Source organism: Ensifer sp. 22521 (assembly GCF_052044795.1).
Lineage (GTDB): Bacteria > Pseudomonadota > Alphaproteobacteria > Rhizobiales > Rhizobiaceae > Ensifer.
Map to the genome: position 1 here is coordinate 1 of NZ_JBQENM010000036.1, position 21492 is coordinate 21492.

The 21492-nt window shown below is 58.3% G+C and carries 26 protein-coding genes and 1 pseudogene; 10 read left to right on the plus strand and 17 right to left on the minus strand.

Annotated features, from left to right (window positions below; translation table 11 throughout):
* Nucleotides 1-21: 21 nt before the first annotated feature.
* Nucleotides 22-855 (minus strand): IS5 family transposase, encoded by an 834-nt coding sequence (locus tag ACTJKE_RS32750; RefSeq protein WP_058326576.1) that lies wholly within the window; start codon nucleotides 853-855, stop codon nucleotides 22-24.
* A 752-nt stretch (nucleotides 856-1607) separates the two neighbouring features.
* Between ACTJKE_RS32750 and ACTJKE_RS32755 the strand changes: the two genes are divergently transcribed.
* The 5 genes from ACTJKE_RS32755 (at nucleotide 1608) to ACTJKE_RS32775 (ending at nucleotide 3577) form a co-directional block, all read left to right on the plus strand.
* Nucleotides 1608-1814: a CsbD family protein gene (locus ACTJKE_RS32755; RefSeq protein WP_057252157.1), complete on the plus strand. Its 207-nt coding sequence runs from the start codon at nucleotides 1608-1610 to the stop codon at nucleotides 1812-1814.
* 215 nt (nucleotides 1815-2029) lie between these two features.
* Complete coding sequence (locus ACTJKE_RS32760) at nucleotides 2030-2425, plus strand: PRC-barrel domain-containing protein (RefSeq protein WP_093234968.1); 396 nt, start codon at nucleotides 2030-2032, stop codon at nucleotides 2423-2425.
* Between the two features lie 114 nt (nucleotides 2426-2539).
* On the plus strand, nucleotides 2540-2896 hold the full coding sequence (locus tag ACTJKE_RS32765) for a hypothetical protein (RefSeq protein ID WP_112996000.1): 357 nt from the start codon (nucleotides 2540-2542) through the stop codon (nucleotides 2894-2896).
* Between the two features lie 70 nt (nucleotides 2897-2966).
* Nucleotides 2967-3116 carry a hypothetical protein gene (locus ACTJKE_RS32770; RefSeq protein ID WP_440639353.1) on the plus strand — a complete coding sequence of 50 codons (150 nt, stop codon included), beginning with the start codon at nucleotides 2967-2969 and terminating at the stop codon, nucleotides 3114-3116.
* A gap of 197 nt (nucleotides 3117-3313) precedes the next feature.
* On the plus strand, nucleotides 3314-3577 hold the full coding sequence (locus tag ACTJKE_RS32775; RefSeq protein ID WP_440693572.1) for a hypothetical protein: 264 nt from the start codon (nucleotides 3314-3316) through the stop codon (nucleotides 3575-3577).
* Between the two features lie 55 nt (nucleotides 3578-3632).
* Here the strand turns inward: ACTJKE_RS32775 and ACTJKE_RS32780 are convergent, their stop codons facing one another.
* The 9 genes from ACTJKE_RS32780 to ACTJKE_RS32820 form a co-directional block, all read right to left on the minus strand.
* Nucleotides 3633-4133, minus strand: a complete 501-nt coding sequence (locus ACTJKE_RS32780; RefSeq protein WP_440693574.1) for an Hsp20/alpha crystallin family protein — start codon at nucleotides 4131-4133, stop codon at nucleotides 3633-3635.
* A gap of 25 nt (nucleotides 4134-4158) precedes the next feature.
* Entirely contained in the window at nucleotides 4159-4563 is a 405-nt protein-coding gene (locus ACTJKE_RS32785; protein ID WP_440693576.1) for an Hsp20/alpha crystallin family protein, read from the minus strand.
* 10 nt (nucleotides 4564-4573) lie between these two features.
* A complete protein-coding gene (locus ACTJKE_RS32790; RefSeq protein WP_440639360.1) occupies nucleotides 4574-5068 on the minus strand; it encodes an Hsp20/alpha crystallin family protein in 495 nt (164 codons plus the stop codon).
* 676 nt (nucleotides 5069-5744) lie between these two features.
* Nucleotides 5745-6053, minus strand: a complete 309-nt coding sequence (locus ACTJKE_RS32795; protein ID WP_425989294.1) for a Dabb family protein — start codon at nucleotides 6051-6053, stop codon at nucleotides 5745-5747.
* Between the two features lie 110 nt (nucleotides 6054-6163).
* The gene (locus tag ACTJKE_RS32800; RefSeq protein ID WP_425989361.1) at nucleotides 6164-7039 is read right to left on the minus strand and encodes a dioxygenase family protein; all 876 of its coding nucleotides are present in this window, start codon (nucleotides 7037-7039) and stop codon (nucleotides 6164-6166) included.
* Nucleotides 7040-7176: 137 nt separating this feature from the next.
* Nucleotides 7177-8778 (minus strand): 4-hydroxyphenylacetate 3-hydroxylase family protein, encoded by a 1602-nt coding sequence (locus tag ACTJKE_RS32805; protein WP_425989297.1) that lies wholly within the window; start codon nucleotides 8776-8778, stop codon nucleotides 7177-7179.
* Nucleotides 8775-8996 (minus strand): ester cyclase, encoded by a 222-nt coding sequence (locus ACTJKE_RS32810; RefSeq protein WP_440693613.1) that lies wholly within the window; start codon nucleotides 8994-8996, stop codon nucleotides 8775-8777. Before ACTJKE_RS32810 ends, ACTJKE_RS32805 begins: the two co-directional genes overlap by 4 nt.
* 12 nt (nucleotides 8997-9008) lie before the next feature.
* Nucleotides 9009-9209, minus strand: a complete 201-nt coding sequence (locus ACTJKE_RS32815) for a hypothetical protein (RefSeq protein WP_440693579.1) — start codon at nucleotides 9207-9209, stop codon at nucleotides 9009-9011.
* A complete protein-coding gene (locus ACTJKE_RS32820) occupies nucleotides 9209-9796 on the minus strand; it encodes a flavin reductase family protein (protein WP_162764823.1) in 588 nt (195 codons plus the stop codon). Before ACTJKE_RS32820 ends, ACTJKE_RS32815 begins: the two co-directional genes overlap by 1 nt.
* 215 nt (nucleotides 9797-10011) lie before the next feature.
* Here ACTJKE_RS32820 and ACTJKE_RS32825 point away from each other — a divergent pair, with 215 nt between their 5' ends.
* From ACTJKE_RS32825 to ACTJKE_RS32835, 3 genes and pseudogenes are all read left to right on the plus strand, one after another.
* The gene (locus tag ACTJKE_RS32825) at nucleotides 10012-10935 is read left to right on the plus strand and encodes a LysR substrate-binding domain-containing protein (RefSeq protein ID WP_440639366.1); all 924 of its coding nucleotides are present in this window, start codon (nucleotides 10012-10014) and stop codon (nucleotides 10933-10935) included.
* 290 nt (nucleotides 10936-11225) lie between these two features.
* Nucleotides 11226-11363 (plus strand): LPD7 domain-containing protein, encoded by a 138-nt coding sequence (locus tag ACTJKE_RS32830; RefSeq protein WP_164829399.1) that lies wholly within the window; start codon nucleotides 11226-11228, stop codon nucleotides 11361-11363.
* Nucleotides 11339-11616: pseudogene (locus tag ACTJKE_RS32835) on the plus strand (hypothetical protein); the annotation flags it as partial. The gene ACTJKE_RS32830 and the pseudogene ACTJKE_RS32835, both read left to right, overlap by 25 nt.
* On the opposite strand, the gene ACTJKE_RS32840 reads toward ACTJKE_RS32835, so the two are convergent.
* The 5 genes from ACTJKE_RS32840 to ACTJKE_RS32860 all read right to left on the minus strand — a co-directional run bounded on the left by ACTJKE_RS32840 (nucleotide 11549) and on the right by ACTJKE_RS32860 (nucleotide 17830).
* A complete protein-coding gene (locus tag ACTJKE_RS32840) occupies nucleotides 11549-12250 on the minus strand; it encodes a response regulator transcription factor (RefSeq protein WP_425988342.1) in 702 nt (233 codons plus the stop codon). The pseudogene ACTJKE_RS32835 and the gene ACTJKE_RS32840 overlap by 68 nt on opposite strands.
* Nucleotide 12251: 1 nt before the next feature.
* Entirely contained in the window at nucleotides 12252-12629 is a 378-nt protein-coding gene (locus ACTJKE_RS32845) for a response regulator (protein WP_113514897.1), read from the minus strand.
* 2 nt (nucleotides 12630-12631) lie between these two features.
* Entirely contained in the window at nucleotides 12632-13273 is a 642-nt protein-coding gene (locus tag ACTJKE_RS32850) for a response regulator transcription factor (RefSeq protein WP_113514899.1), read from the minus strand.
* Nucleotides 13270-16476, minus strand: a complete 3207-nt coding sequence (locus ACTJKE_RS32855) for a PAS domain-containing protein (RefSeq protein ID WP_113514901.1) — start codon at nucleotides 16474-16476, stop codon at nucleotides 13270-13272. The genes ACTJKE_RS32850 and ACTJKE_RS32855 overlap by 4 nt, the downstream gene beginning before the upstream one ends.
* A gap of 382 nt (nucleotides 16477-16858) precedes the next feature.
* The gene (locus ACTJKE_RS32860; protein WP_440693581.1) at nucleotides 16859-17830 is read right to left on the minus strand and encodes an alpha/beta fold hydrolase; all 972 of its coding nucleotides are present in this window, start codon (nucleotides 17828-17830) and stop codon (nucleotides 16859-16861) included.
* Between the two features lie 400 nt (nucleotides 17831-18230).
* Here ACTJKE_RS32860 and ACTJKE_RS32865 point away from each other — a divergent pair, with 400 nt between their 5' ends.
* A complete protein-coding gene (locus tag ACTJKE_RS32865) occupies nucleotides 18231-19160 on the plus strand; it encodes an MBL fold metallo-hydrolase (protein WP_440693615.1) in 930 nt (309 codons plus the stop codon).
* A 268-nt stretch (nucleotides 19161-19428) separates the two neighbouring features.
* Here ACTJKE_RS32865 and ACTJKE_RS32870 read toward each other — a convergent pair whose 3' ends face one another.
* Nucleotides 19429-19749: a hypothetical protein gene (locus ACTJKE_RS32870; protein WP_440693583.1), complete on the minus strand. Its 321-nt coding sequence runs from the start codon at nucleotides 19747-19749 to the stop codon at nucleotides 19429-19431.
* Nucleotides 19750-19760: 11 nt separating this feature from the next.
* On the opposite strand from ACTJKE_RS32870, the gene ACTJKE_RS32875 reads away from it, so the two are divergent.
* Nucleotides 19761-19919 carry a hypothetical protein gene (locus ACTJKE_RS32875; RefSeq protein ID WP_156433020.1) on the plus strand — a complete coding sequence of 53 codons (159 nt, stop codon included), beginning with the start codon at nucleotides 19761-19763 and terminating at the stop codon, nucleotides 19917-19919.
* 108 nt (nucleotides 19920-20027) lie between these two features.
* Here the strand turns inward: ACTJKE_RS32875 and ACTJKE_RS32880 are convergent, their stop codons facing one another.
* A complete protein-coding gene (locus ACTJKE_RS32880; RefSeq protein ID WP_440693585.1) occupies nucleotides 20028-21092 on the minus strand; it encodes an IS110 family transposase in 1065 nt (354 codons plus the stop codon).
* Nucleotides 21093-21492: the final 400 nt, after the last annotated feature.

The window sequence follows — 21492 nt, forward strand, 5'->3', positions numbered from 1 at the left end:
AGAGGCTGACTCAAAAAGACCTCAGCAATATCTGTATCTTGCGAGCCGCCGCGTGAGGATGCGGATGTGGGCGATTGTGATCCATGCCTCGGCGGAGGCGATCGTTTTCTCCCAATCTTTGGCCAGTCTACGGCAACGACCGAGCCAGGCGAAGGTCCGTTCCACCACCCAGCGACGCGGCAGCACGGTGAAGCCCTTGCCCTTGTCGGAACGCTTGACGATTTCCATCGTCCACTGGCCGAACTTCGCCAATCTCCCCTTCAGCTTGTCGCCCGCATAGCCGCCATCGGCGAAGACATGTCGGAGCCAGGGCCAGCGGTGGCGGATTGATTTCAGGAGGCCGGATGCCCCATCACGGTCCTGAATGTCCGCGCCATGCACCACCAGGCCGACCATCAGCCCCAGCGTGTCGACAATGATGTGGCGCTTGCGCCCCTTGATCTTCTTGCCGGCGTCATAGCCCGAAATCCCGCCGCTTTCCGTGGTTTTCACGCTCTGGCTGTCGATCACGCCAGCAGACGGCGAGGCTTGCCGACCTTCCAACTCGCGCGTCTCCATCACAAGACGATGGTTGATCCCGCTCCATAAACCCGTCGCCCGCCATTCGTAGAAATAGGCCTGAACTGTCGTAAACGGCGGAAAGTCCTTTGGCAGCATTCGCCACTGACAACCCGTCGAAGCAATATAAAGCAGCGCATTCACGACCTCGCGAAGATCGGTACGACGTGGCCTGCCCAAACGCCTTGGCCCAGGTAGATAAGGCGAGATCAATCCCCATTCCCGGTCCGTCAGATCACTTGCATAACGACTCGCGCGTCGGGCATATTGCCGACGGGTGAAATCAGTCCAACCCATTGTGGTCTCCGTTCGTCCTAAGCAAACAAACAGAATCACAAATGACTGATTTCACTCAACTCTTTTTCGGTCAGGCTCTTAGATATTCCGATGGATGAGGAGGTTCGACGTGAATATTTCAATGAAGATCTTGCCGTTTATATTTGTTTCCATGACGGCAATAATTGTTTCTTACAAGGCATATCGCGATACATTATTCTATTTTCGAAATAATTGGGATTTCAATATAGACAATAAATATTCTGGAACAACGTATAAGATAGACGGTCCGCACGAAGATTACAAAGAAAGCAATAGACGTAGGGTTTTTGGATCTCCGCTTATAGCGGCTCGCGTCCCCGGGCGCGGGCCCACGCGCTCACGCTCCCGCGATTGGGTGGGGCAGACAGCGGGGAGGGCAGCGCAACCCTGCAGGAGCGTTCCGAAGGATCGATTATTAGAACGAATAGGCGCGAGCGCAGCGAAGCCACCGTCAACATCACGCGGGTCATCCTCCGCAGTTCCTATGTACCCCCCGCCAACGGCCGATCTCGCCTAACTTTGGCCGGCAACAAACCTTTGCTCTTTTGGTTCGTACGTCTCCCTCACCAATCCCTTTCAGCGGTTTCCTAGCACGCGGGCCCGTAAGATCCGCTTATCGGCCGAAGTGCGAGCCCGCTAAACCGCGCTCTGACATATTCTCTGGCGACCGATCGAACCAATTCCGCCGATGTGAGTTGTTAGTACAGGCACCATTTCAGGGAGGAACGCACATGGATTGGAATCGGGTCGAAGGCAATTGGAAGCAGTTCAAGGGTAAGATCAAGGAGCAGTGGGGCAAGCTCACCGACGACGATCTCGACGAGATCGCCGGGAAACGCGACCAGCTCGAAGGCAAAATCCAGGAACGCTATGGTCTTGAGAAGGACCGCGCCAAGCGCGACATTGACGACTGGTACAGCAAACAGGATGATTGGTAAGGGTCCTCTCTGGCATAATCGAAACCCGCCGTCGGCGGGGTTGGATTTCCACTAGTCCGTTGTGCGTGATCGACGCACAAGCAGTTGCGCACCCTCCGTGGTTCTTGGTCGAACTACCGGGTGCGCAAATCATCCGTAATTCACTGAGGACGTTGGAACTTTAACAACCGTCATGGCGTTTTCGGGTTCCTGAACATCATCAAAGGAGTGGGACCATGCGACGCATTCTAATTGCTCTTGCAGCGACAACGATGATGGTTGGAGCGGCTGCCGCGCAGACGGCGGAAACCGCCACCACGGAAACCTTCGTTACCGCCAAGCCGACCGATGTGTTGAGCTATAACCTGGTCAATCTCAATGTCACCAACAATGCCAACGAGACGATCGGGGAAATCAAGGATCTGATCCTGTCGGAAGATCGGCTGACGGGTTACATCGTGTCGGTCGGCGGGTTTCTCGGGATGGGCGATCGCTACGTGATCGTGAGCCCGAAGGCCGTCAAAATCACCTATGTCGAAAATGACAAGAAGTGGACGGCGGTGATGGACGCGACCAAGGATCAGCTCAAGGCGGCCCCTGAGTTCAAATACGAAGGCCGCTGGGAACGCTAATCCGGGCGACGACCAAATATGAAAAGGTTCTGGAACTGACCTTTTCATTCGCAAGGGGCCAAGGATTTGTCCGCGACACGTGGATTGTACAAGGCCTTTTTAAGGATGCGTTGAATGGCCAAGCTCTCGAAGCCCGCCGCTCCGGCTGTCGGCGATACCCAGGACGCCCTGGAAAAGCAGATCGCGACGCTTCGCCATGAAGTGGCAAAGGTCAACAAGCTGCTTGCGGATCGAACGAACGGCGTGTTGGATCAAGCGCGCGAGCGGGCAGCCGATCTTTACGAGGATGTGTCGAAATCGGCGGCGGGGGCGGCGAAGCAAATGGGCACGCAGGCCCGGGCGGTATCAGAGGCCGCTCGAAAGAACCCGGGCACCACAGCGACTTTGCTCCTTGGGGTCGGCATACTCAGTTTCCTCCTGGGGGTGGCTGTCGGGCTGACTTTTTCGGATCCGCGTCGCCGTTGGTATTGATACAAACTCATCAAAACTTGGGTCGGATAATCGCTCTTCCCGCCACTTGTAAAAGGCAAGATTGGCTCTCATGCAGCAAAACAACACTCTCTACCTGATCATCGGCGGCCTGGTTGTCGCCGTTACAGTCCTCGGCGTCTACCTCTATCGCGAGGAAACGAAGCCGGCCGGCGTTGAACTGCGGCTTGACCGGAATGGCGTGTCCGTTCAGGAAAACTGAAGCCGAAGGCAGAGGGGAGGCAGTCGACCCAGCGTTCATCAGCCGTTTCCATGGTCGCGACTTCCACCGGTTCGGTCCCGAGGTTTCTCACCCAATTACGATCGCAACGTCGCCACGCTGACTGTTTAAAATGCGCGCTCTTGGTGGTAGTTTTGCCATTCGAGCATGCACGTGGACGTGTGGTCGGAAGAAGATCGATGACCGGTGACAATTCGCGAATAGTCTCCGAAGAGGAGATTGCTCTCTACGCTGCCATTGAACGAGCGATCGCGAATGTGCGCGCGGCTCTTGCTGAAATCGATCGCGCCTGGGTTCGCATCACTGCGGAACGGCCCAATCCGACTGCGGCTGCTTTCGCGGCTCTGGATACGGCAGACGCGATGTTGACCGTCGCCCGCGAAGATCTCGCCCGCGCCCGCGCTTCGCTCATGGCGTATCCCCGGACGAGACGCATCCAGTAATCGTAAGAGATGCGACGGATTTCGTCCGCCGCATCTCACGACCGTGAAGTCGATGTCAGGTCGCCTTCACCTCGATCTTCCTCACGTGCGACAGCGCTTCCTCCGTTTTTGGGAGCGTCACAGTCAGGACACCATTCTTGAATTGCGCGGCGGCCTTGTCCGTATCGACGCCCGACGGGAGCGGGATTGAGCGGTAGAACGACCCGTATGAGCGTTCCAACAAGTGATACCCCTTCTTGCTCTCTTCCTGCCCACTCTTTTTTTCTCCCTTAATCGTGAGCGCGCTGTCCGTCAGGGAGACATCGACGTCCTTCTGATCGATTCCAGGAAGTTCCACCGAAACCTCGAGCGCACTCTCGGTTTCGGCGATGTCAGTTCGCGGCCCACCGGTATCCCAGCGCCCGAAAGCGCCGAACGGTTGATCGAACCGCTTCCAGAAGTCCTCGAAGATACGGTTCACATCGCGCTGCAAAGAAAAGACGGGGTTTCCATCGTCTGGCTTCGCAATTTCGCTTCCCTTGTTGTTGCCCCAGGGGATCTGATCTCTAATCTGCATGGTCAACCTCCTTTCTCCGGACGAATTACGCCATCTTCAGCTGGATCTTTCTCGCCTTGGCCGGCGCGGCCTTCGGAAGGACCAGCCGTAGGACGCCGTTCTTCTGCGATGCCTCGATACTGTCCCGATCGATATCCTCGGACAGGGTGAAGACGCGCTCATAATTGCCCGCGCCATATTCGGCGTAGATTTGGCGATAGTTGTCATGCTGCTGGTCCGTCGCGTAGCCGCGAATCGCCAGCGTCCGCTTCTCGAGCGTGATGTCGACACCCTCCGAGGCGACGCCGGGCATGTCGACGAGAACAACGACATTGTCCTCTGTCTCATAGATATCGGTGCGCGGGACAAACACCGGGCGCGAATGGGTCGGTTCGCCACCGTCAAGCTTGCTTGGGGCCCGGCGCTCGGTCGTTTTCAGTTCCTGAGCCATGTTTACCTCCTTATCCTTTGATCTGGATCTTCTTCGGCCGATCCGTCTCAGGCCGGTGCAGTTCGACTTCGAGTAGCCCGTTGGCGAAGCGCGCCTCGACCTGTTCCGGATCGACGCGGAAAGGCAATTGCACCGTTCGAGAGAAGTTTCCGTACACTCGCTCGCGCCGGTGCCAGACGGACCTCTCGTCCTCCGCCGGGGATCCGCGTTCGCCCGTCAATGTCAGCGTGTTCTCGCGAACCGTGAGATCGACATCGTCAGGCGCGATCCCAGGCAATTCAGCAGTCACCGCCACGCTGTCCTCACCCATCCAGAGGTTGACGGGTGGAAACTCCTGGGCGGCTTTGGCTGTCATGTCGGACAAGCGCTGATTCATTTCCTGCTGCATGCGCAGCATTTCCAGAAACGGGTCGAACCCGATGCGGCCAAAATCCGATACCAGCATGTGCATCCTCCTTCGTTTCTTAATCAGCCATGTTGCTTGCGACGTGCCAAGCACGTGCATGCCGGAGGCCGAATGGATCGGAGGCGGTCGGGACCAGACGATGAGAAGACCGAGACGGTCGATCGCACACCGCGCTACGCAAGAAGGTGGGGGGGTCGGGCGGACGCCGGACCATATCCTCCTTGCGAAGCGATATGAACCGAACCCGGTCCAACACATGAATGGACCATCGTTCCCGTGCCAGGACCCGAGAGGGGCATCCGGCAAAAATGAGGTAGTTGAGCAAAACGCGCGTTTCAAGGGCCGACGTTGCTTGAGAGTAGTTCATTCTTTGCTCGGGCGGGCTCTGATCTCACCGAACGCGCGGCCTGGCTTTTGCGTTTTGATCGTTTCCTAGCCGGTGCCTCGATCAGCTCCTCTGGGGCTCGCGGACACGCGATGCGTGCTCGGGCGGCGTCAGCCGTCCAAACACCAGCCGCCATCCGGGAGGGGTGACGTTTGGTACGCTCCTGCGATTGCTCATGTTATGTGCGTCTGGGATCGCATAATGTATCATCGGGAATGACATCGTTGTCGGAATGCCGGACGGGTGTTCCGGGGCTCCACGGGGACGTAGATGGTGTGGGCGACACGTTCCTCGATCGACTCTGACTGTCACCCCCTTGAGGCCGCCGCATCAGACGGCACGAGCGGCCTCGTAAAATGTGAACGTTTCCATCATGCTTGCCTCGCTCGCCTAGACCGCATAATCGACCTGGTAGCGGGCCGTTCGGACGCCTTCGAGCTCTTTTCTTATCCGTAGATGGGCGGGATGTTCGGCGTAGGCGGCCAGCGATGCTCTGTCAACAAACTCTGAATAGAGCACGGCATCGCAGGCAAATGATTGACGGCTTATGTCGATGCCAATTTCCAGAGTTATGAGTCCCGGTATCTGGCCAATGAGCCTCTCAAAACGCGCCTTGAGATCAAGAGCCGACGCATTTCGCTCTTCTTCGTTCTCACCTCGAATGTTCCACATCACGATATGCTTGATCACTCGGTGCATCCGTCTCTGTTGGGTGTGGTGGGCCAAATGGCTGCATCAGCCGATCGTACAAAATAATCTGGGGCGAAGACTGTCTGCCGGGCNGGCCGGCCCGGAGCGGCGTCTATTTGTTATTCGTCGTACCGGGCCAACACGAAATTGTACTCGGATCGCCATGGGGTTTCGCCGTCCATCGTCCGTTCGAAGGCCGCAACAAGCGATCGCTTCACTCCGAAGACCGTATCTGAAGCCAGGTACGGATCCCCTCCCACGAAGGTATGTGTCACGAGCTTCTGAAATCCGTCGGCGTGAACCATGTAGTGCATGTGCGCAGGTCGGTACGGGTGTCGACCGAGCGCCTCAAGCATCTTGCCGACCGGGCCGTCATCCGGAATCGGATAGGAGATAGGCTTGATCCCCACAAAGCGGTAGCAGCCATCAGGACCTGTGAAGAACGTCCCTCGGTTGTTCCATTTCGGCTGCACTTCCGGTTGCTGGACGTCATAATAGCCGTCGGCATTGTCTGACCAAACGTCAATTCGGGCGCCCTCGATCGGTTTCCCATCAAGATCCATGACGTGTCCTTCGAAAAGGCACCCTTCTCCCTTTCCATCCAGGGTGATCCTGTCGCCGGCATTTCTAATGGGCGCGCCCGCGACGAAGAATGGACCGAGAACTGTGTTTTCGGTAGCTCCTTCCGGCCTGCGATTGTTGATTGCGTCAACCAGCATGGAGAGACCGAGAGTGTCGGACAGGAGGATGAATTCCTGGCGCTCTTCCGTGCAGATCTGCCCGGTGCGCGTGAGGAAGCTGATTCCGGTTTCCCAGTCCTCCTGCGAGAGATTGATTTCGCGAACGAACGCATGGAGGTGTTTCACCAGGCACGTCATCACCTCGGCCAGCCGCGGTGATGCGTCCGGCCCAATCCTCGCATTGACGACGTCCACGGAATTCGCCTCGGTAAAGAAGGCGGATGGCAAATCCGCGTTGGATGGGAAATGTGTCATGGGTAATTCCTTATGGTAGCGAAGGCCGTATGCGACGACGTCTTCCTTGCTGTCAGCTTCGAATAGGACCAGAGAAGCGATCATCGCCTCGTTGTCATCAGCAAGCGGCGGGCCTNAAGACGCCGACGCGGTCCTTGTCAGGCAGCGTCGACGCTGACCCGCTCGCCCGACGAGCCGATGTAGCCCTCGTGTACGTCCTGAGCCCGTGCATACTCGGGCTGGAAGCGGACGTTGGCGTAGTGGGAGTTCTTTTCGGCTTCCTGCGCGCGCTTGCCCAGTTCGGCAGTGTCGCCGAAGCCGAGCACCTCACGGGCGAGCGCCGTCAACGGGCCGTCCACGTGATATTCGGTCCGCTGCATCGTGAGCAGGTTGATCAGATACAGCGGCGTGCCGTTGAACTTCTCGAACATCTCGTGGCGCGTGCCCCACTCCGTCAGGAAGCGCTCGCTGATCTGGCGGAAGATCTTGATACGGTCGTAGGCACTGATCTCAGGCCCACGCAGCGCCTCTGCAAGCTTGGGACCGATGTACGGGTCGTCAAGCTCACGCTTGGTCGGCTGCAGGACGATCCCACGACCGCAGAACTCAATCAACAAATTGACCATCTTGGGCTGGTGCTCGAGATAGTGGGCGCGACCAAAATCGATATAGATGTTGTTCGGCTTGAACAGCCCGCCAGGTGTCGCGAAGCCTGTCTCTTCGGCGGCGAGCATGAAAGCCGTGCAGGTCTCGCGGAACCTGATGAGCTCGGCGAGTTGCGACTGGACGACTGGGTTATTGCTCGTGCCGAGGGATTGAGTAAGCAGCAACGCCAGCCCGACCATCAGTTCGGCATGAACGCAATGGCGGATCTGTGTTTCGAGATGAACCCAGTCGAACTGACGCTGGGGATACCACTTGGCATGATCCGGATTGCCGACATGCTGGACCTGCGGCCACGGAATCAGGACATCATCGAAGTAAACCATCGCGTCGAGTTCATCGCCGATCGTTGCCAACGGACGATCATAGGGATCTGCATCCGGCTGTACGCGTGACTCGCGGGCAACGATCGAGAGGCCCTTGGTGGCGATCGGTACGAGAGCGTAGATGGTCTGTTCTGCTGTCTGACCAGGCCGCCACAGGTTGCCAATCAGAAGGTGATTGACGAATGGGACTGAAGTTCCGATGGCTTTCCATCCCTTTACGATGATGCCTTCGTCCGTCTCTTCGACGATGCTCAGCATCGGCGTTTCGCCCAGTGCGTCCGTTCTGCTGCGGTCGAACTGGACATCGACGAACATCGGCGAAATGGCCAGGTCCTTGCTGGTGACTTCATCCCACTGACGCTGAATGTTGCCTGACAGATCGCGATGACCATTTTTGAACCGCGAGTTCTTCGCCCACGGCTCCTGGTCGTCGACCTGCGTGAACATCACGCAATTCATGCCCATTGGCGGGCGGGTAAAGATGCCACCCTTGAAGTGGCGGAAGATGAAATCGGCGTACTTGCGTCTGCGGACGGTGTCTTCCTTCGAACGCGGCAGGAACCAGTGCATGGACTGACGATTGCCCTTCTCGTCGATGAACGTGGCGATGTCCTGGTTCTTGGGATCAAGATGCAGATCGTAATATTCGGCAATCGCTTGGGCATAGCCGCGCGTCTTGGGGTGCGTGGTCACGTCGTCGATGAGCTCGCCGCCGACGTACACCCGACGATTGTCGCGCAATGACTCAAGGTATTCCTTGCCCGTTCTCATGATTTCTCCTCCGGAGTGTTGAAACTCAGTTGTTTCTGGAACGTCGTTGCGTCCCAGTAGTCTTCACTGCGCTGAATCTTGCCGTTCTCGATCTTGAGAACCTGTATTCCGCGCAACGAAATCCTCTGACCGCGTGGTGCCACGGGCCCCATTGGCATTTGAAGCGTGCCGGTAAGTGTGTAGGCGACGGCGACTTCGTGGCCTTGACCCGCGATGATCGACCGAAGCTCTCAAGCGGCATCGGGAAACCAGCCCAAAAACTTGCGCAAGCCGTCCGCGATCGCAACGCCTCCCACTTTGGGCCTGCCATGTGCTACATCTTCGTGCGTCGCGTTCTCGGCATAAAGTTGCGAGACAATGTCCAACCGGTGACCGTTGCAGGCAGCCAAAAGCTGCTCTGCGACCGATGATGATTCGACCGACGTTTCCATCACGCCACCGCCATCTGCAACTCGACGCCATGCATGTACTGTCCTTCCCCATAAAGAAGCGGCTTTTTGGCAGTTGGGGCGAGAACTGAGGTCACCCGGCCCATCACGACCAAGTGGCTGTTGACCACCAGGGTTGCCGTCGCACTGCAATCGAATGTGATGAGAGAATTCTGCAGGACCGGCATGTGGATCCTGTCCGGATGTTCGCATCGCGGAACTACGAACTCTTCGACGAACTTGTCTTCGCGCGGCCGCGAACAAAACTGCGAGATTGCCAATTGATCCTGGCTCAGGACATTGACGGCAAACCGCTGCAGCTTTGTGATGCAGTTCGCTGTGACGGTATCGCGGTTCACACAAACCAGCAGTGTTGGGGGATCCATGCAGACGGGAGTGAATGCACTGACCGTCATGCCCCACGGACGATCCTCGTGCAGCGTGGTGATGACCGTGACGCCACCGACGACCTTGCGCATTGCCGAGCGGAAGGCAACGGTGTCAGGACCCGCGTCCAGTTCCCAGTTCCGGCAATATTCCTCGGGTCGATCATTGCACACGGCTAGATCTTCATTCGTAAAATTGCGCATGACTCCTCCAGTTGCACGAGCGTTACTTGCCTCGCGCATGTGCAATTTTCGCATTACCTAGAATTCCGCAGAGTCGCACTCGATGTACTACTGCGACCTCTGTTCCAACTGCTGTTGTTTTTGTTGACAGTGATGTTATCGTTCTGTCGTATTGTGTCCAATCGATAATTCGGAAGCTATCTATCCACCGCATCAATACCTAGACGGAGCACCCGATGAACCTTCGCGCTGTCGATCTGAACCTTCTGGTCGTGCTGGACGCGCTTTTGAGAGAGAAGAGCGTCAGTCGCGCGGGTGAGATCGTTGGTCTTAGTCAGTCTGCGACCAGTGCGGCCCTTAGCCGTCTGCGGGAAATCTTTCACGACCCGCTGCTTGTGAGGGTGGGTCGACAACTCGCGCTTACGCAGAACGCTGAAAACCTTATCGAACCCCTTCGCGACGCGCTCAGTAAAATCCAGCAAACGCTCATGCAACAAGGCGGATTCGATCCCCTCGTAGACAAGCGGACGTTCACGATCAGTGCGTCGGACTACGCCGTTCTAGTGCTGTTGTCGCCGCTCGTGAAACGGTTGGAGGCAGAGGCTCCCAATGTGACGATTCACCTTCTTCCGCGGTCACGAGAAACGGAAAAAATGCTGGTCGAAGATCGCGTGGACGTGGTCATTGAACCCAGCGAACTCTTACCCGATAGCGAGTTTCCGTCAGAGCCTCTAATATTCGACAGATGGCTGTGTGCGGCGGATTGTGACAACAAACTCATCGGGGGCGAGAAAACGCTTTCGCTGGAAAAATTTCTGGCTGCTCCGTTTCTAGCTTACGGGATAGGTATGGACCGCCAGTTCAATCTCGCCGATCAGCACCTCGCACGTGCGGGCGTGAATCGGAAAATCGCAGCAACGGTGGAAAGCTTCGTGCTCGTCCCGTTCCTTCTTCGCGGGACCAACTTGATTAGCCTGGTCTTGGAACGAGCAATCCAAAAACTCGCCGTGCCCGGTATCGCTGGTTTTGAACCGCCACTATCACTGCCAGACATCCACGAGCGCATGTTCTGGCATCCGCGTCACACGAGCGACCAAGCACACATTTGGCTTCGGAATCGCATATCGGAAACCGCTGCAAGTATTGCTCGCGTTGAATGAAGGGTTGTTTCCGAGTGACAGCCCGCCCATCGTTGAGGTCGAGCCCCCACGACGTTAGGCAGAAAACCAAAGTCATCGACGGGTCCCACAACCCCTCCCTGATGGCCTTACAAGTTTGAAAAGAATATCTTGGCCTTGCGACCGGTTCAAATCGAGGTCGCTATCCGGCTTGTCGTCCCCGCGGGCAGCGCTGCCACAGATGAAAAGGCTCACGACCAGCTTGTTTGCGGCGTGAAGCGCTATTTCCTCTGTCTTGAGGTTGAAGCTGGTCTGCAACACTGGAGGGACCGATGCAAGTCGCCTCACAGAAATGGGGCTCGCTGACGATCAACGGCACGGATCGCTACAACGCGCTCGCCGTCGAGCTTGCCGCCGGGCACGGTTTCAAGATCACCAATCCGGAGATGCAGCGATACGCGAAACGTTGATTATCACCAAGAACGGTCGCCCGCGGACGAATCTGATCGCCTATGAAATTATCTTCGCTTGATGCGGCGCGAGCGTTGTGCCGAACTTACGAGCGCCTGGGACGCGGACGAGCTCGCCGCAGTCGAACCTTCCGCAGGCGAACGTTCGGCGCTACGATCTGCGGCGTCGATATCCCTAAGCGGGATCAATCGCGAGAGAACCGGGCGCCGCTGGCCTCACGCATCACCATGGGCAGGGTCTCCCAAGCCCTGATCAACTCGCCGATCGACCCGGCTCCCATCTTGCGCATGACGTTGGCCCGGTGCAGCTTGACCGTGACCTCGCTTATTCCGAGGTCGAAGGCGATCTGCTTGTTGAGCCGCCCCTGTGCGACTTCGCGCAATATCTCGCGTTCCCGGTGGGTCAGCGTCTCCAGGCGTTCAATGTTGCGACTGACGATTAAGGCGTTGGCCCGTCGCGCGGCGTCGAGCGCAATGCCGGTTATTACTGCATCGAGCAGCGTCTGGTCGCGCACTGGCTTTGTAAGAAAGTCGACGGCGCCCGCCTTCATAGCCTGCACGGTCATCGGAATATCCCCGTGTCCGGTCAGGAAGATGATCGGCTTCGCGTTGCCGTTTTCCGCCAGATGGCGCTGCAGGTGAAGGCCGCTCGCTCCCGGCATGCGCACATCGAGGATCAGACAGCCGGGCCTGTCCAGTATGTCGGCGTCGAGCACTTCACGGGTCGAGGCAAAGCTCAGGGGCTTCAGGCCCGCCGAGAGGATCAGCTCCGACAAGGCCTCACGAACAGCCGCATCGTCATCAACTATGATAACGATGGGCTCACTTGTGTCATTCTGCTGCCGCGGGGGCGGTGGCGATCTCCGGAGCGGCTGGTCAATTCTCATGTCACCCTCCTTTAGTCGATTTCTGAAAAGCTTCGCCTATCGCGTTGAGTAGGGCAGGCGCGTCGAATGGCTTCCGGAAAAAACCGTCCACGCCCTTGGCGCGGCGTTGGTCGCCGATCTCGTGGCGGCCGGTAACCAGAAACACCGGTAGTTCTGGACGCTCCTTGTTGACAATGTCACGAAGTTCAAAGCCGTTCATGCCCGGCATGCCGATATCGGTGATCAGAAGGTCCAGGTCCGCGAGGCCGTGGGCGAGAAGGTGCTCGGCCGAGCGGAGACAGCAGGCTGCATATCCAGCGGATTCCAGTAGCTCCTCAAGCGACTCAAGCAACCGAGGATCGTCATCAACCACCGCGACGGTCGGTCTTGTCTTGTCCATGCTCAGTTTCCTCCCGCACGGCGCGAATGGGTGATTGGTATCCCCAATCGCTCTGCTATGCGCACCAAGTCGGCGAGCGATGCTGCCGCCATTTTCTGCATTACATTCCTCCGATGGATTTGCAGTGTCACTTCGCTGATTCCGAGTTGTGATGCCGCCTGCTTGTTGAGCAGGCCACTGACGACGAGCGGCAGTACGTCCCGTTCGCGTGGCGTCAATTCGAGATAGCGTTGTCTCAGCATGCCGAGTTCAGCCCGCTCTGATCGGTTTCGCCGATCCACGGAAATTGCCGTATACACCGCAGTCATAAGGTCCGCGTCGCTGAACGGTTTGGTGAGAAAATCCACCGCACCGTGCTTAATCGCCCGCACCGAGGAGGGGATGTCGCCATAGCCCGTAATGAAGACGATCGGCGGATGATCACCGTCGGCAATCTGCCTTTGTAGTTCCAAGCCGTTAATATCGGGCAATTCCACGTCGAGTATCAGGCAGGCCGGTAGATCCGGTTTCTCGGCGTCCACATAATCGCCCGCCGAACCGAACGCGATGGCGCGCATGGCGTGGGTTTCCAGGAGCTCGCCGAGCGCCTCCCTGATGCGTTGGTCATCATCGACGATGAAAACAACAGGATCATCCGTCGTCATGGTGCCGCTTTCCCTATGATTGGTAAGGTGAAAATGAACCGCGCGCCATGCGGCTCATTTTTCTCGGCCCGCAAACGTCCACCATGTGCCTCGACGATAGAGCGGCAGATGGCAAGCCCCATGCCCATTCCGTTCGCTTTCGTCGTGAAGAAGGGTTCGAAGATCTGATCCGGGAACTCGATGCCATTTCCTTGGTCGCCTATTTCGGTCTGCACCTCACTGCCCACGCGATGGGCGCGCACGGTGACCGATTTTTCCATTGCGACGTCCTCCATTGCCTCCATGCCATTACGCATGAGATTGATCAGCACTTGCTGGATCTGTATGCGGTCAATAGCGACAGGCGGAAGATCACTTTCCACGTTGATGTCGATCCGGATGCGACGACGCAACGCCTCCCCAGCCACGAGGTTGCATGCTTCTGCAATGACGCCGGGGAGAGCCAGGCTGGCTCTATCCTCCACGGATTGCTTGAAGAGGGCCCGGATACGGCTGACTACTTCCGCGGCCGAGTTGGCGTCTCGGATGACCCGTTCGGTGGTGATTTTGGCGCGCGCAACATTGACGGGCTCAGCCGAGAGCCAGCGGAAGCACGCATGCGAATTGGCAACGATCGCTGCCAACGGTTGATTCACCTCATGGGCGATGGAGGCAGACAGCTCCGCGAGGCTCGCAGCTTGACTGGCGCGCGCAAGCCGTTCTTGAGCTAGACGCAGCTCCTCCTGCGCGCGGACCTCGCCGTCCACATCCAGGCAGATGACGTTCCATTGCACGATGGTACCATCGTCCTTCCGCATCGGCGCGGCGCGCGTTTCGACCCAGATATAATCGCCATCGAAGCGCCGCAGGCGGTGCTTTCTGCGATAGGGTTCGCCGGTGGCCAGGCAATGGGCATATTGTTCCTTGACGCCCGCCACATCGTCGGGATGAACTCCGTCATCGAGCGTGCCGTTCAGACGCGATTTAGCCTTCCCATCTAGTTCCTCCAGTTCATATCCAAGGAATTCGCGCAGTTGCTGGCTGCGATAGACCGGTTCGCCGTTCGGCGCTGCACAATCGATCATCGCCGGGAGTGTTTCAACTAGTTGCCAAAGGAAGCGTTCTCTCTCGCGCAACGCCGCCTGTGCGCTCATCTCGTCTTCAATGTCGATCGAAGCAATATACCATTGCACGATTGTGCCATCTGCGTTGCGCAAAGGCTGTGCGCGCGCCTCTATCCAGCGATAGACGCCCTGTTTGTTGCGCCGGCGGAACCGGTTCACGAAAGGCTGACCGGTTGCAAAGCCATCCATCGCCCTCTGAAACATTGTTGAAAAGTCGTCTGGGTGGGCCACGTCTCGGGCCAGCGCATCGAAGTCTTTAATGTCCGCCGTCGGCGAACCAACGTCGTCGAGATATCTCTTGCTGGTGTAGGTCATATCGCCTGAAGCAGCAAAGCTCAGGATATTGAAGGGCATGGCGTCAATCATTTGTTCCAATTGCCGCTTGCTGCTCTTCAGCGCTTCTTCGGCCCGCACCTGATCGTCGATGTCGATAGATACCTGATACCAGTGAACGATCGCTCCGTCTTGATCGCGCAGAGGCTGCGCGCGCGCCTCCATCCAGCGATAGTTGCCGTCTTTCCAACGCCGGCGATACCGCATCATGAAGGCGTCGCCAGTTTTAAGCGAGTTGGCTGACGCTCGCAGCACCTCGGGGGCATCTTCGGGATGAACCAGCTTTTGAGCCACCCGGACACTTTCTTCGAAGTTCGCCTTTGTAAGGCCGAGATCCTCCAAAGATCGCTTGTTGACGTAGGCCAGCTTGCCATCAGGCGTCCAGCTCCAGATGTGGACTGGCAAGGCGTCCACAAGCTGCGAAAGCTCGCGCTCCCGGTCGCGCAAGGCTTCCTGTGCGCGCACCTCATCATCGATGTCGATGGAGATTGCGTACCATTGCACGATCTTGCCGCTGTCGTCCCGCAGTGGTTCCGCCCGGCCGTCAACCCAGCGATACACGCCGTCGGCGCGACGCATGCGATATTTCATCGAGTATGATTCGCCTGTGGCGACGGCGTAGCGCACCGCCTGCAATAGACTGGGCGCATCATCCGGATGGACAAGAGTCTCGACGTTTGTCGCCAGTTGGCTTGTGCCCGGCCTTTTCAACTGTTGCAGGTCAAACCCGAAAAAATCCACCAGGCGCTTGTTGAAGAAGGTCGGCTCGCCTTCAGGCGTCAGCCGTCTGATGTGGACTGGGACCATGTTCACGATCTGCGAGAGCTCCCGCTCTCGATCGCGCAGGGCCGCCACACTCTCGCGCAATGTCAGCAACGCGAGCTGGTGCTGCCGCGATATGGCCGCCACGACCAAGGCCGAAAAGGCCGAGATCGCGAGGAAGAGTTGCAGCATGATCTGGTTGTGGCGCTGATTCTCAACATTTCCGGCAAACTGGCTGGCGCCGGATATCGTGAAGATCGCGGCTATCACCGCGAGCAGGGCGAGAGTAACGGCAGCCCCCTTGAATTCGAAGCGCACAGCAGCCCAAAGCAGCGGCGGCATGATGATGTAAGCGAAAGGCAGGTAGCCGCCGAGAGAAAGGGCCGCTACGCCGAGAAGAATCAGTCCCAGGACGCACGCTTCAATCCATCGCGCAGCCGACAGCTTGGCCTTGCCGTTCCAGTTCTCGATTACGACCAGCGCGAGCGGCGCGACGATCAAGATCCCAGCGGCATCCCCGATCCACCAGAGAGGCCACGCCCCAAAGAAGGTCTGCGAAAATATGCCGAACCAGGCAAGCGTCGCGCTACCCAGCGTAGCACTCACGACTGGCGCAGCCACCGCGCCCAGTGCGGCGAATAGGAGAACTTCCTGCAGCGTTTCCAGTCGAGCCGGTCGGCCTAGGACCCGGTTCACGACCCACGCGCCGAACACGGCTTCGAGCGCATTGCCTGCATATATCAGGAAGGCTGCAGGCAGCGGGCTATGGAACCAAAGGACATTGGCGAGTAGCTCAGCCAGCCCACCCACTATCACCCACCACGGCCAACTCTTCATGGGGGCAAGGATGAGGGTGGCGATGAACAGCCCGCTCGGAGCCCAGATGGAAATGCCCGTTCCAGGAACGATTGCAAGAGCCTGCGCGAAGCCGCAACCCAGGACATAGGCCACAAAAAACAGACCCAGGTGCAGGAGTTGGGGGCGGTTCGACCAGACACGCGTCATCGGCGGCTCCTGCAGGGAACATAAAGCTTGGGCGGCGCCAGCATGTCGAATGGCTAGTCTCGACATCAGCGCCAGCGATCCCGTGTCGCACCCTATTCGCGCCATTGCACGGCCGCAACTTATGGAAATCCATGTATTGGCGGGAATACCGTCGCTTGGCAACCCTGGTGAAAAACTGTCAAGCCTCAATGATATCCGACACCGCTTGGATGTTTTTGTCTCAGTCCAAAAACAGCAAGGGCGTGGCATCCTCGTCGAAGTCCGTCGACGGCTGACCTTGTTCCACTGCAGTGCGGCTGTCGATCGGACCACGGGATCGAGGAACTGGNCCAGTTCTGGACGGGACGGAGCACGGCGGTTTGCTCCGCGATCCGTAGCGAATTCAAGCCTTAATGAAGGCGAGCAGGTCGGCGTTGACCTGGTCCTGATGCGTGGCGGTAATGCCGTGCGGGGCGCCGGGATAGTAGATGTCCTTGGCGCCTTTGATCAGCCGAGCAGACTTGACGGCGGAATCCTTTACCGGAACGATTTGGTCGTCCTCCCCGTGCAGGACGAGCGTCGGCACATTGAACTTCTTCAGATCTTCGGTGAAGTCGGTTTCCGAGAATGCCTTGACGCATTCGTAGGCGTTCAGGAGACCCGCCTGCATGCTCCAGAGCCAAAATTGGTCGAGCATGCCCTGGGAAACGTTCGAGCCGGGTCGATTAGCGCCGTAGAATTGTGGGGCAAGGTCACGGTAGAATTGCGAGCGATCCTTGACGAGGCCCGCGCGGATCGCGTCGAACGCTTCGATCGGCAACCCTTCCGGATTGGTCGCTGATTTAACCATGACCGGCGGCACAGCAGCGATGAGGACGGCCTTGACGACGCGCTTCGTACCGTGCCGGCCGATATAGCGGGCGACCTCGCCGCCGCCGGTAGAGTGACCGACCAGCGTTGCGTCCCTGAGATCCAGCGCCTCGATAACGGCGGCCAGATCGTCGGCATAGCCGTTCATGTCGTTCCCCGACGTCGTTTGGCTGGAGCGTCCATGACCACGGCGATCGTGCGCCACGACGCGGAAGCCGTGCTGAGCGAGGAAGTGCATCTGGCCGTCCCACGCATCGGAGTTCAGCGGCCAGCCGTGCGAGAAGGTGACGACCGGACCGGTGCCCCAGTCCTTGTAATAGATTTCTGTGCCGTCCTTGGTGGTGATCGTGCTCATGGCTTGCTTTCCGTGACTGATGGTGGCGGGGAGAGGCTGCTTCGAAGTCTTTGCGACGGCAACCGCGGGCAAGCCCACTGCGATGCCGGCGGTGAGGCTGCCGAGCAGGGCTTCGCGGCGTGTAACGCCGACAGGCAATGGGTTCTGCATTTTTTTTCCTTCACGATGATTGAAATGCGAAAGAGGATGGCGACCGGCGGCCCAAAAAACTATTGGCCGAAAGCATCTGCGGACTGTGCGAAAGTTTAGCTGATCGGATCGGACGCCTAGACAGCAGGTCTGTCGGCCTTGATGACGAGCGAAGCCGATTGAACGACAACGATTGACCGCGTGGGATAAGGTTATCGTCGGAATAGTAGAGGACGTCGGAGACTTCCTTACGGTGCAGGAAGCAATTCAGCCGCGCTGACGTTTGAGATGTCTTAGGGAACAATCCTTTTTGATTGCCCTACCCAAACTTACGCATAGCTGACCGGCAAAATTCACGAACCTAGAGTTCGCTACGTGGCCCGTGATTGCCACGCCTCAAAACCTACAATTGGAGCGTATCATGTCGAACGTAGAAGCAACATCTCCACCGGCGGGTCGGCAGGTCAAGCCGGGACCCGGCGAGCCGGTACCATCGCGCTACGCGGTGCGAGTCGGTGATATCGACGTAATGGTGATCAGCGACGGTGTACTGACGCCGCCGGCTGAATCGATGGCAACAAACGCCGATCCAGCCACCCGTGGGGCTTGGTTGGATAATCAATTTCTTTCGAAGGAGGCCTTCGACTGGGCACTCAACGCGGTCGTGGTCCGCACCGGGAAGCAGACGATACTGATCGACAGTGGCCTCGGCGAGGAATATCCGGACTTTCCGCGTGCAGGACAGTTCGTGCACCGGCTGGAGGCGGCTGGCGTCGATCTCGGGGATGTTACGGATGTCGTGTTGACCCACATGCATTTCGACCATGTGGGCGGGCTTCTGGCCGAAGGTGTGAAGGAGAAGATGCGTCCCGATCTGCGGGTACACGTCTGTGCCGCTGAAACCGAATTCTGGAAGTCGCCGGACTTCTCCCGCACCGCTATGCCGCCGACGCTCGCCGCGCTGGCCCGCAAGGCGTCGCTTGATTTCATGAATGTCTATGGCAACCAGATACGCACCTTCAAGGACGAGGCCGAAGTGGCTCCCGGCGTTTCCGTAAGCCGTACAGGCGGTCACACGCCCGGACATAGTGTCGTCCGCGTGAAGTCTGGCAAGGAACGGCTGATGTTCGGCGGCGACGCGATCTTCCCGGTATCGTTCGATCATCCGGAATGGCACAACGGCTTCGAACATGATCCGGAAGAAGCCACGCGCGTTCGTCTTCGTCTCATGCGCGAGCTTGCAGATAATGGCTCCTGGCTGATCTCAACGCACATGCCGTTCCCGTCCGTGGGTCGCGTCGCGGGGGCCGGCGACCTCTTCCGGTGGGTGCCGGTCTGGTGGGACTACTGAGCTCAGTATCTGTAGATAGATAGCCGGCGCATCGTTTGATGCGCCGATTTTCGCAACAATGGCATGCCCCCCTTGTTCGGATTGTGGAGCGCTTCGCTTGGATGCCGTCCGGGCTAAGTCAAGAATCATGCCGCGATTTCGTTTGGGGCGAAACTTCTCCACACCGACAGTGACGCTCCGTTCAGCGAGCGGATGCCGCTTATCTTCGATAACCTCGCCAGTTTGTGAGACCATTAGCGCGTGCGAGCCCCCGTCGACCACGACAGTCTTACGGATTGCCCTTTGCCGCTTCGGTGATGATCGGTCCACCGTACGAGTGGCTGACCAGAACCCCAGGCCGGTCGATGGCGCGAACGACCGCCGCGACGGACACCGCATCCGACGCGACACTGCGAAGGGAGTTGGCTGCCGCGATCGCCACATAGCCATCCTTGGTCAGGCGGGCGACCCCAGCTTCAGGATTCGGCAAAAGCGCCATGAGAACGATTGTCGACTCGACCTGAGATCGTGATCTTGGGACTGTGCGCTGGCGACGGTCAATGTGGCGATCACGGCGCCAAGGGCCAAAGGCCTTGATGGTTCTGAACATCTGTTTCTCCAATGAAAGAACGCAAGGGGCAAAACGCCTTGAACCGGCGGCTTTTCCTTGGGTTCGGTTCGGTTTTGATCGGCATTGGCGCCGATCAGCTCAATCGTTCCTTTCCGCTGGGCAGGTTTGTTTCCCGTCCTTCGGTTCTCGAACCATTCTCCAATGCGTGACCCTGATGCCGTGTCTGGCTTCGGTCACAGAGTGGTGTTCGGCTCCCGGTTTCCCATTCTCCTCCTTTAAGAGCGCAGCCCAGTCCTGCCGGGCTCGCTAGAAACACATCAGGACAACCGGGATATCGTCGACGCCCCTTCCGTCTTGGTGCCGCGCCGCTCGTAGGCGCGCTGGTCACGCAGGATCTGGAAGGCGATCGTCAAAAGCTTGCGCGCAATCGCCACACGCGCCTTGTTGGTTCCTCTGATCTTCAGGTGCTCGTACTGGGCGCGAAGCTCGAGGTCGCTGGCGACGGCCGGTGCGACCGCCTCGACGAACGCCCAGCGCAGCCACTTGTTGCCCTGCTTGATGATCTTGCCGTGGAAGGTCTTGCCGCCAGACGAATAGGTCGACGGCACCAGTCCGGCATAGCCGGCCAGCTTCTTCGGGTTGCGAAAGCGGGATATATCGTCAATCTCCGCATCGATCAGCCGGGCGAAGAACTCGCCGATGCCGGGGATCGTCTTCAACAGCTTGACGTTGGCATTGGCCTTGGTCAGTGCCCGGATCGTTGTCTCCGCCTGCTTGATCCGCACGTCGATGTCGCCGATGAAGTCGAGGCCACGGTCGATCTGGACGCGGTCGATCTTAGAGACGTCGACCTGCGCCAGTTGGATGCGACCGGCCTTGCCGAACAGATCGCCAAGCTTCTTGAGTTGGGCTGTCTGCTCCGGATAGCGGTCAAACACCGTGACGATGCGGTTTTTCGTCATCGTGCGCAGCCGCACGTAAAACATCCGCTCGCGCAGCGCGACACGCAACTCGCGGGCCTTGTCGCTCGGTGCCCAGGCCTGTGGCACCAGGTCGGCCCGCAGCAGATGCGCCAACACCGTCGCATCGATCTTGTCGGTCTTGATCTTGGCGTCGGCAATCGCCTTGACCTTCAACGGATGGGCGAGGACGACATCATCACAAATGTCGTCGAGCCAGTCGTAGATCACCATCCAGTTGCGCGTTGCCTCGACAACCGCATGGCTGTTTTCGCGGTACCGCTCGAGAAAGCTGCCGAGCGACTGGCGGTCGTTCTTCACCCGACCGGATCTGAGCGTCTTGCCGCCCGAATCCTGCACCACCAGATGGCTATAGGATTTGTGGTAGTCGACCCCGATATGGTAATCACAGGACGCAGTCATGCTACCAACTCCCGTGTTGAGATCTGCAAAACCCCAACAGGATAAGCCGAAAGGCTGGAAGCGTGACTGTCCCTCGATCATCACCGCCATCTCAGTGATCCGTTCTCTCAGCGGGCGCGGCCTCTTTCATGCCACCTCCTAACGCGCGGTTGCTTACGCTTGGAGAATGCGCGGGGTTTGAGGTCGCTCTGCGTAGGACAGGCCCTTGCACTGCCTAAGTATGGGATTGGATGGCCAAACAGCGGTGAAACCTGATCGACTGGCAAGGCTCAGCTCCATCTGATGTTAGTCGGCGAATTGGTTGCGATCGGGGTGCCCGGATCACCAATTATTCACGGTATGGCGAATCACCTATCTGGCCGGGAGGACGCTCCCGACGGGGGCAAGATGACCAGAGGGT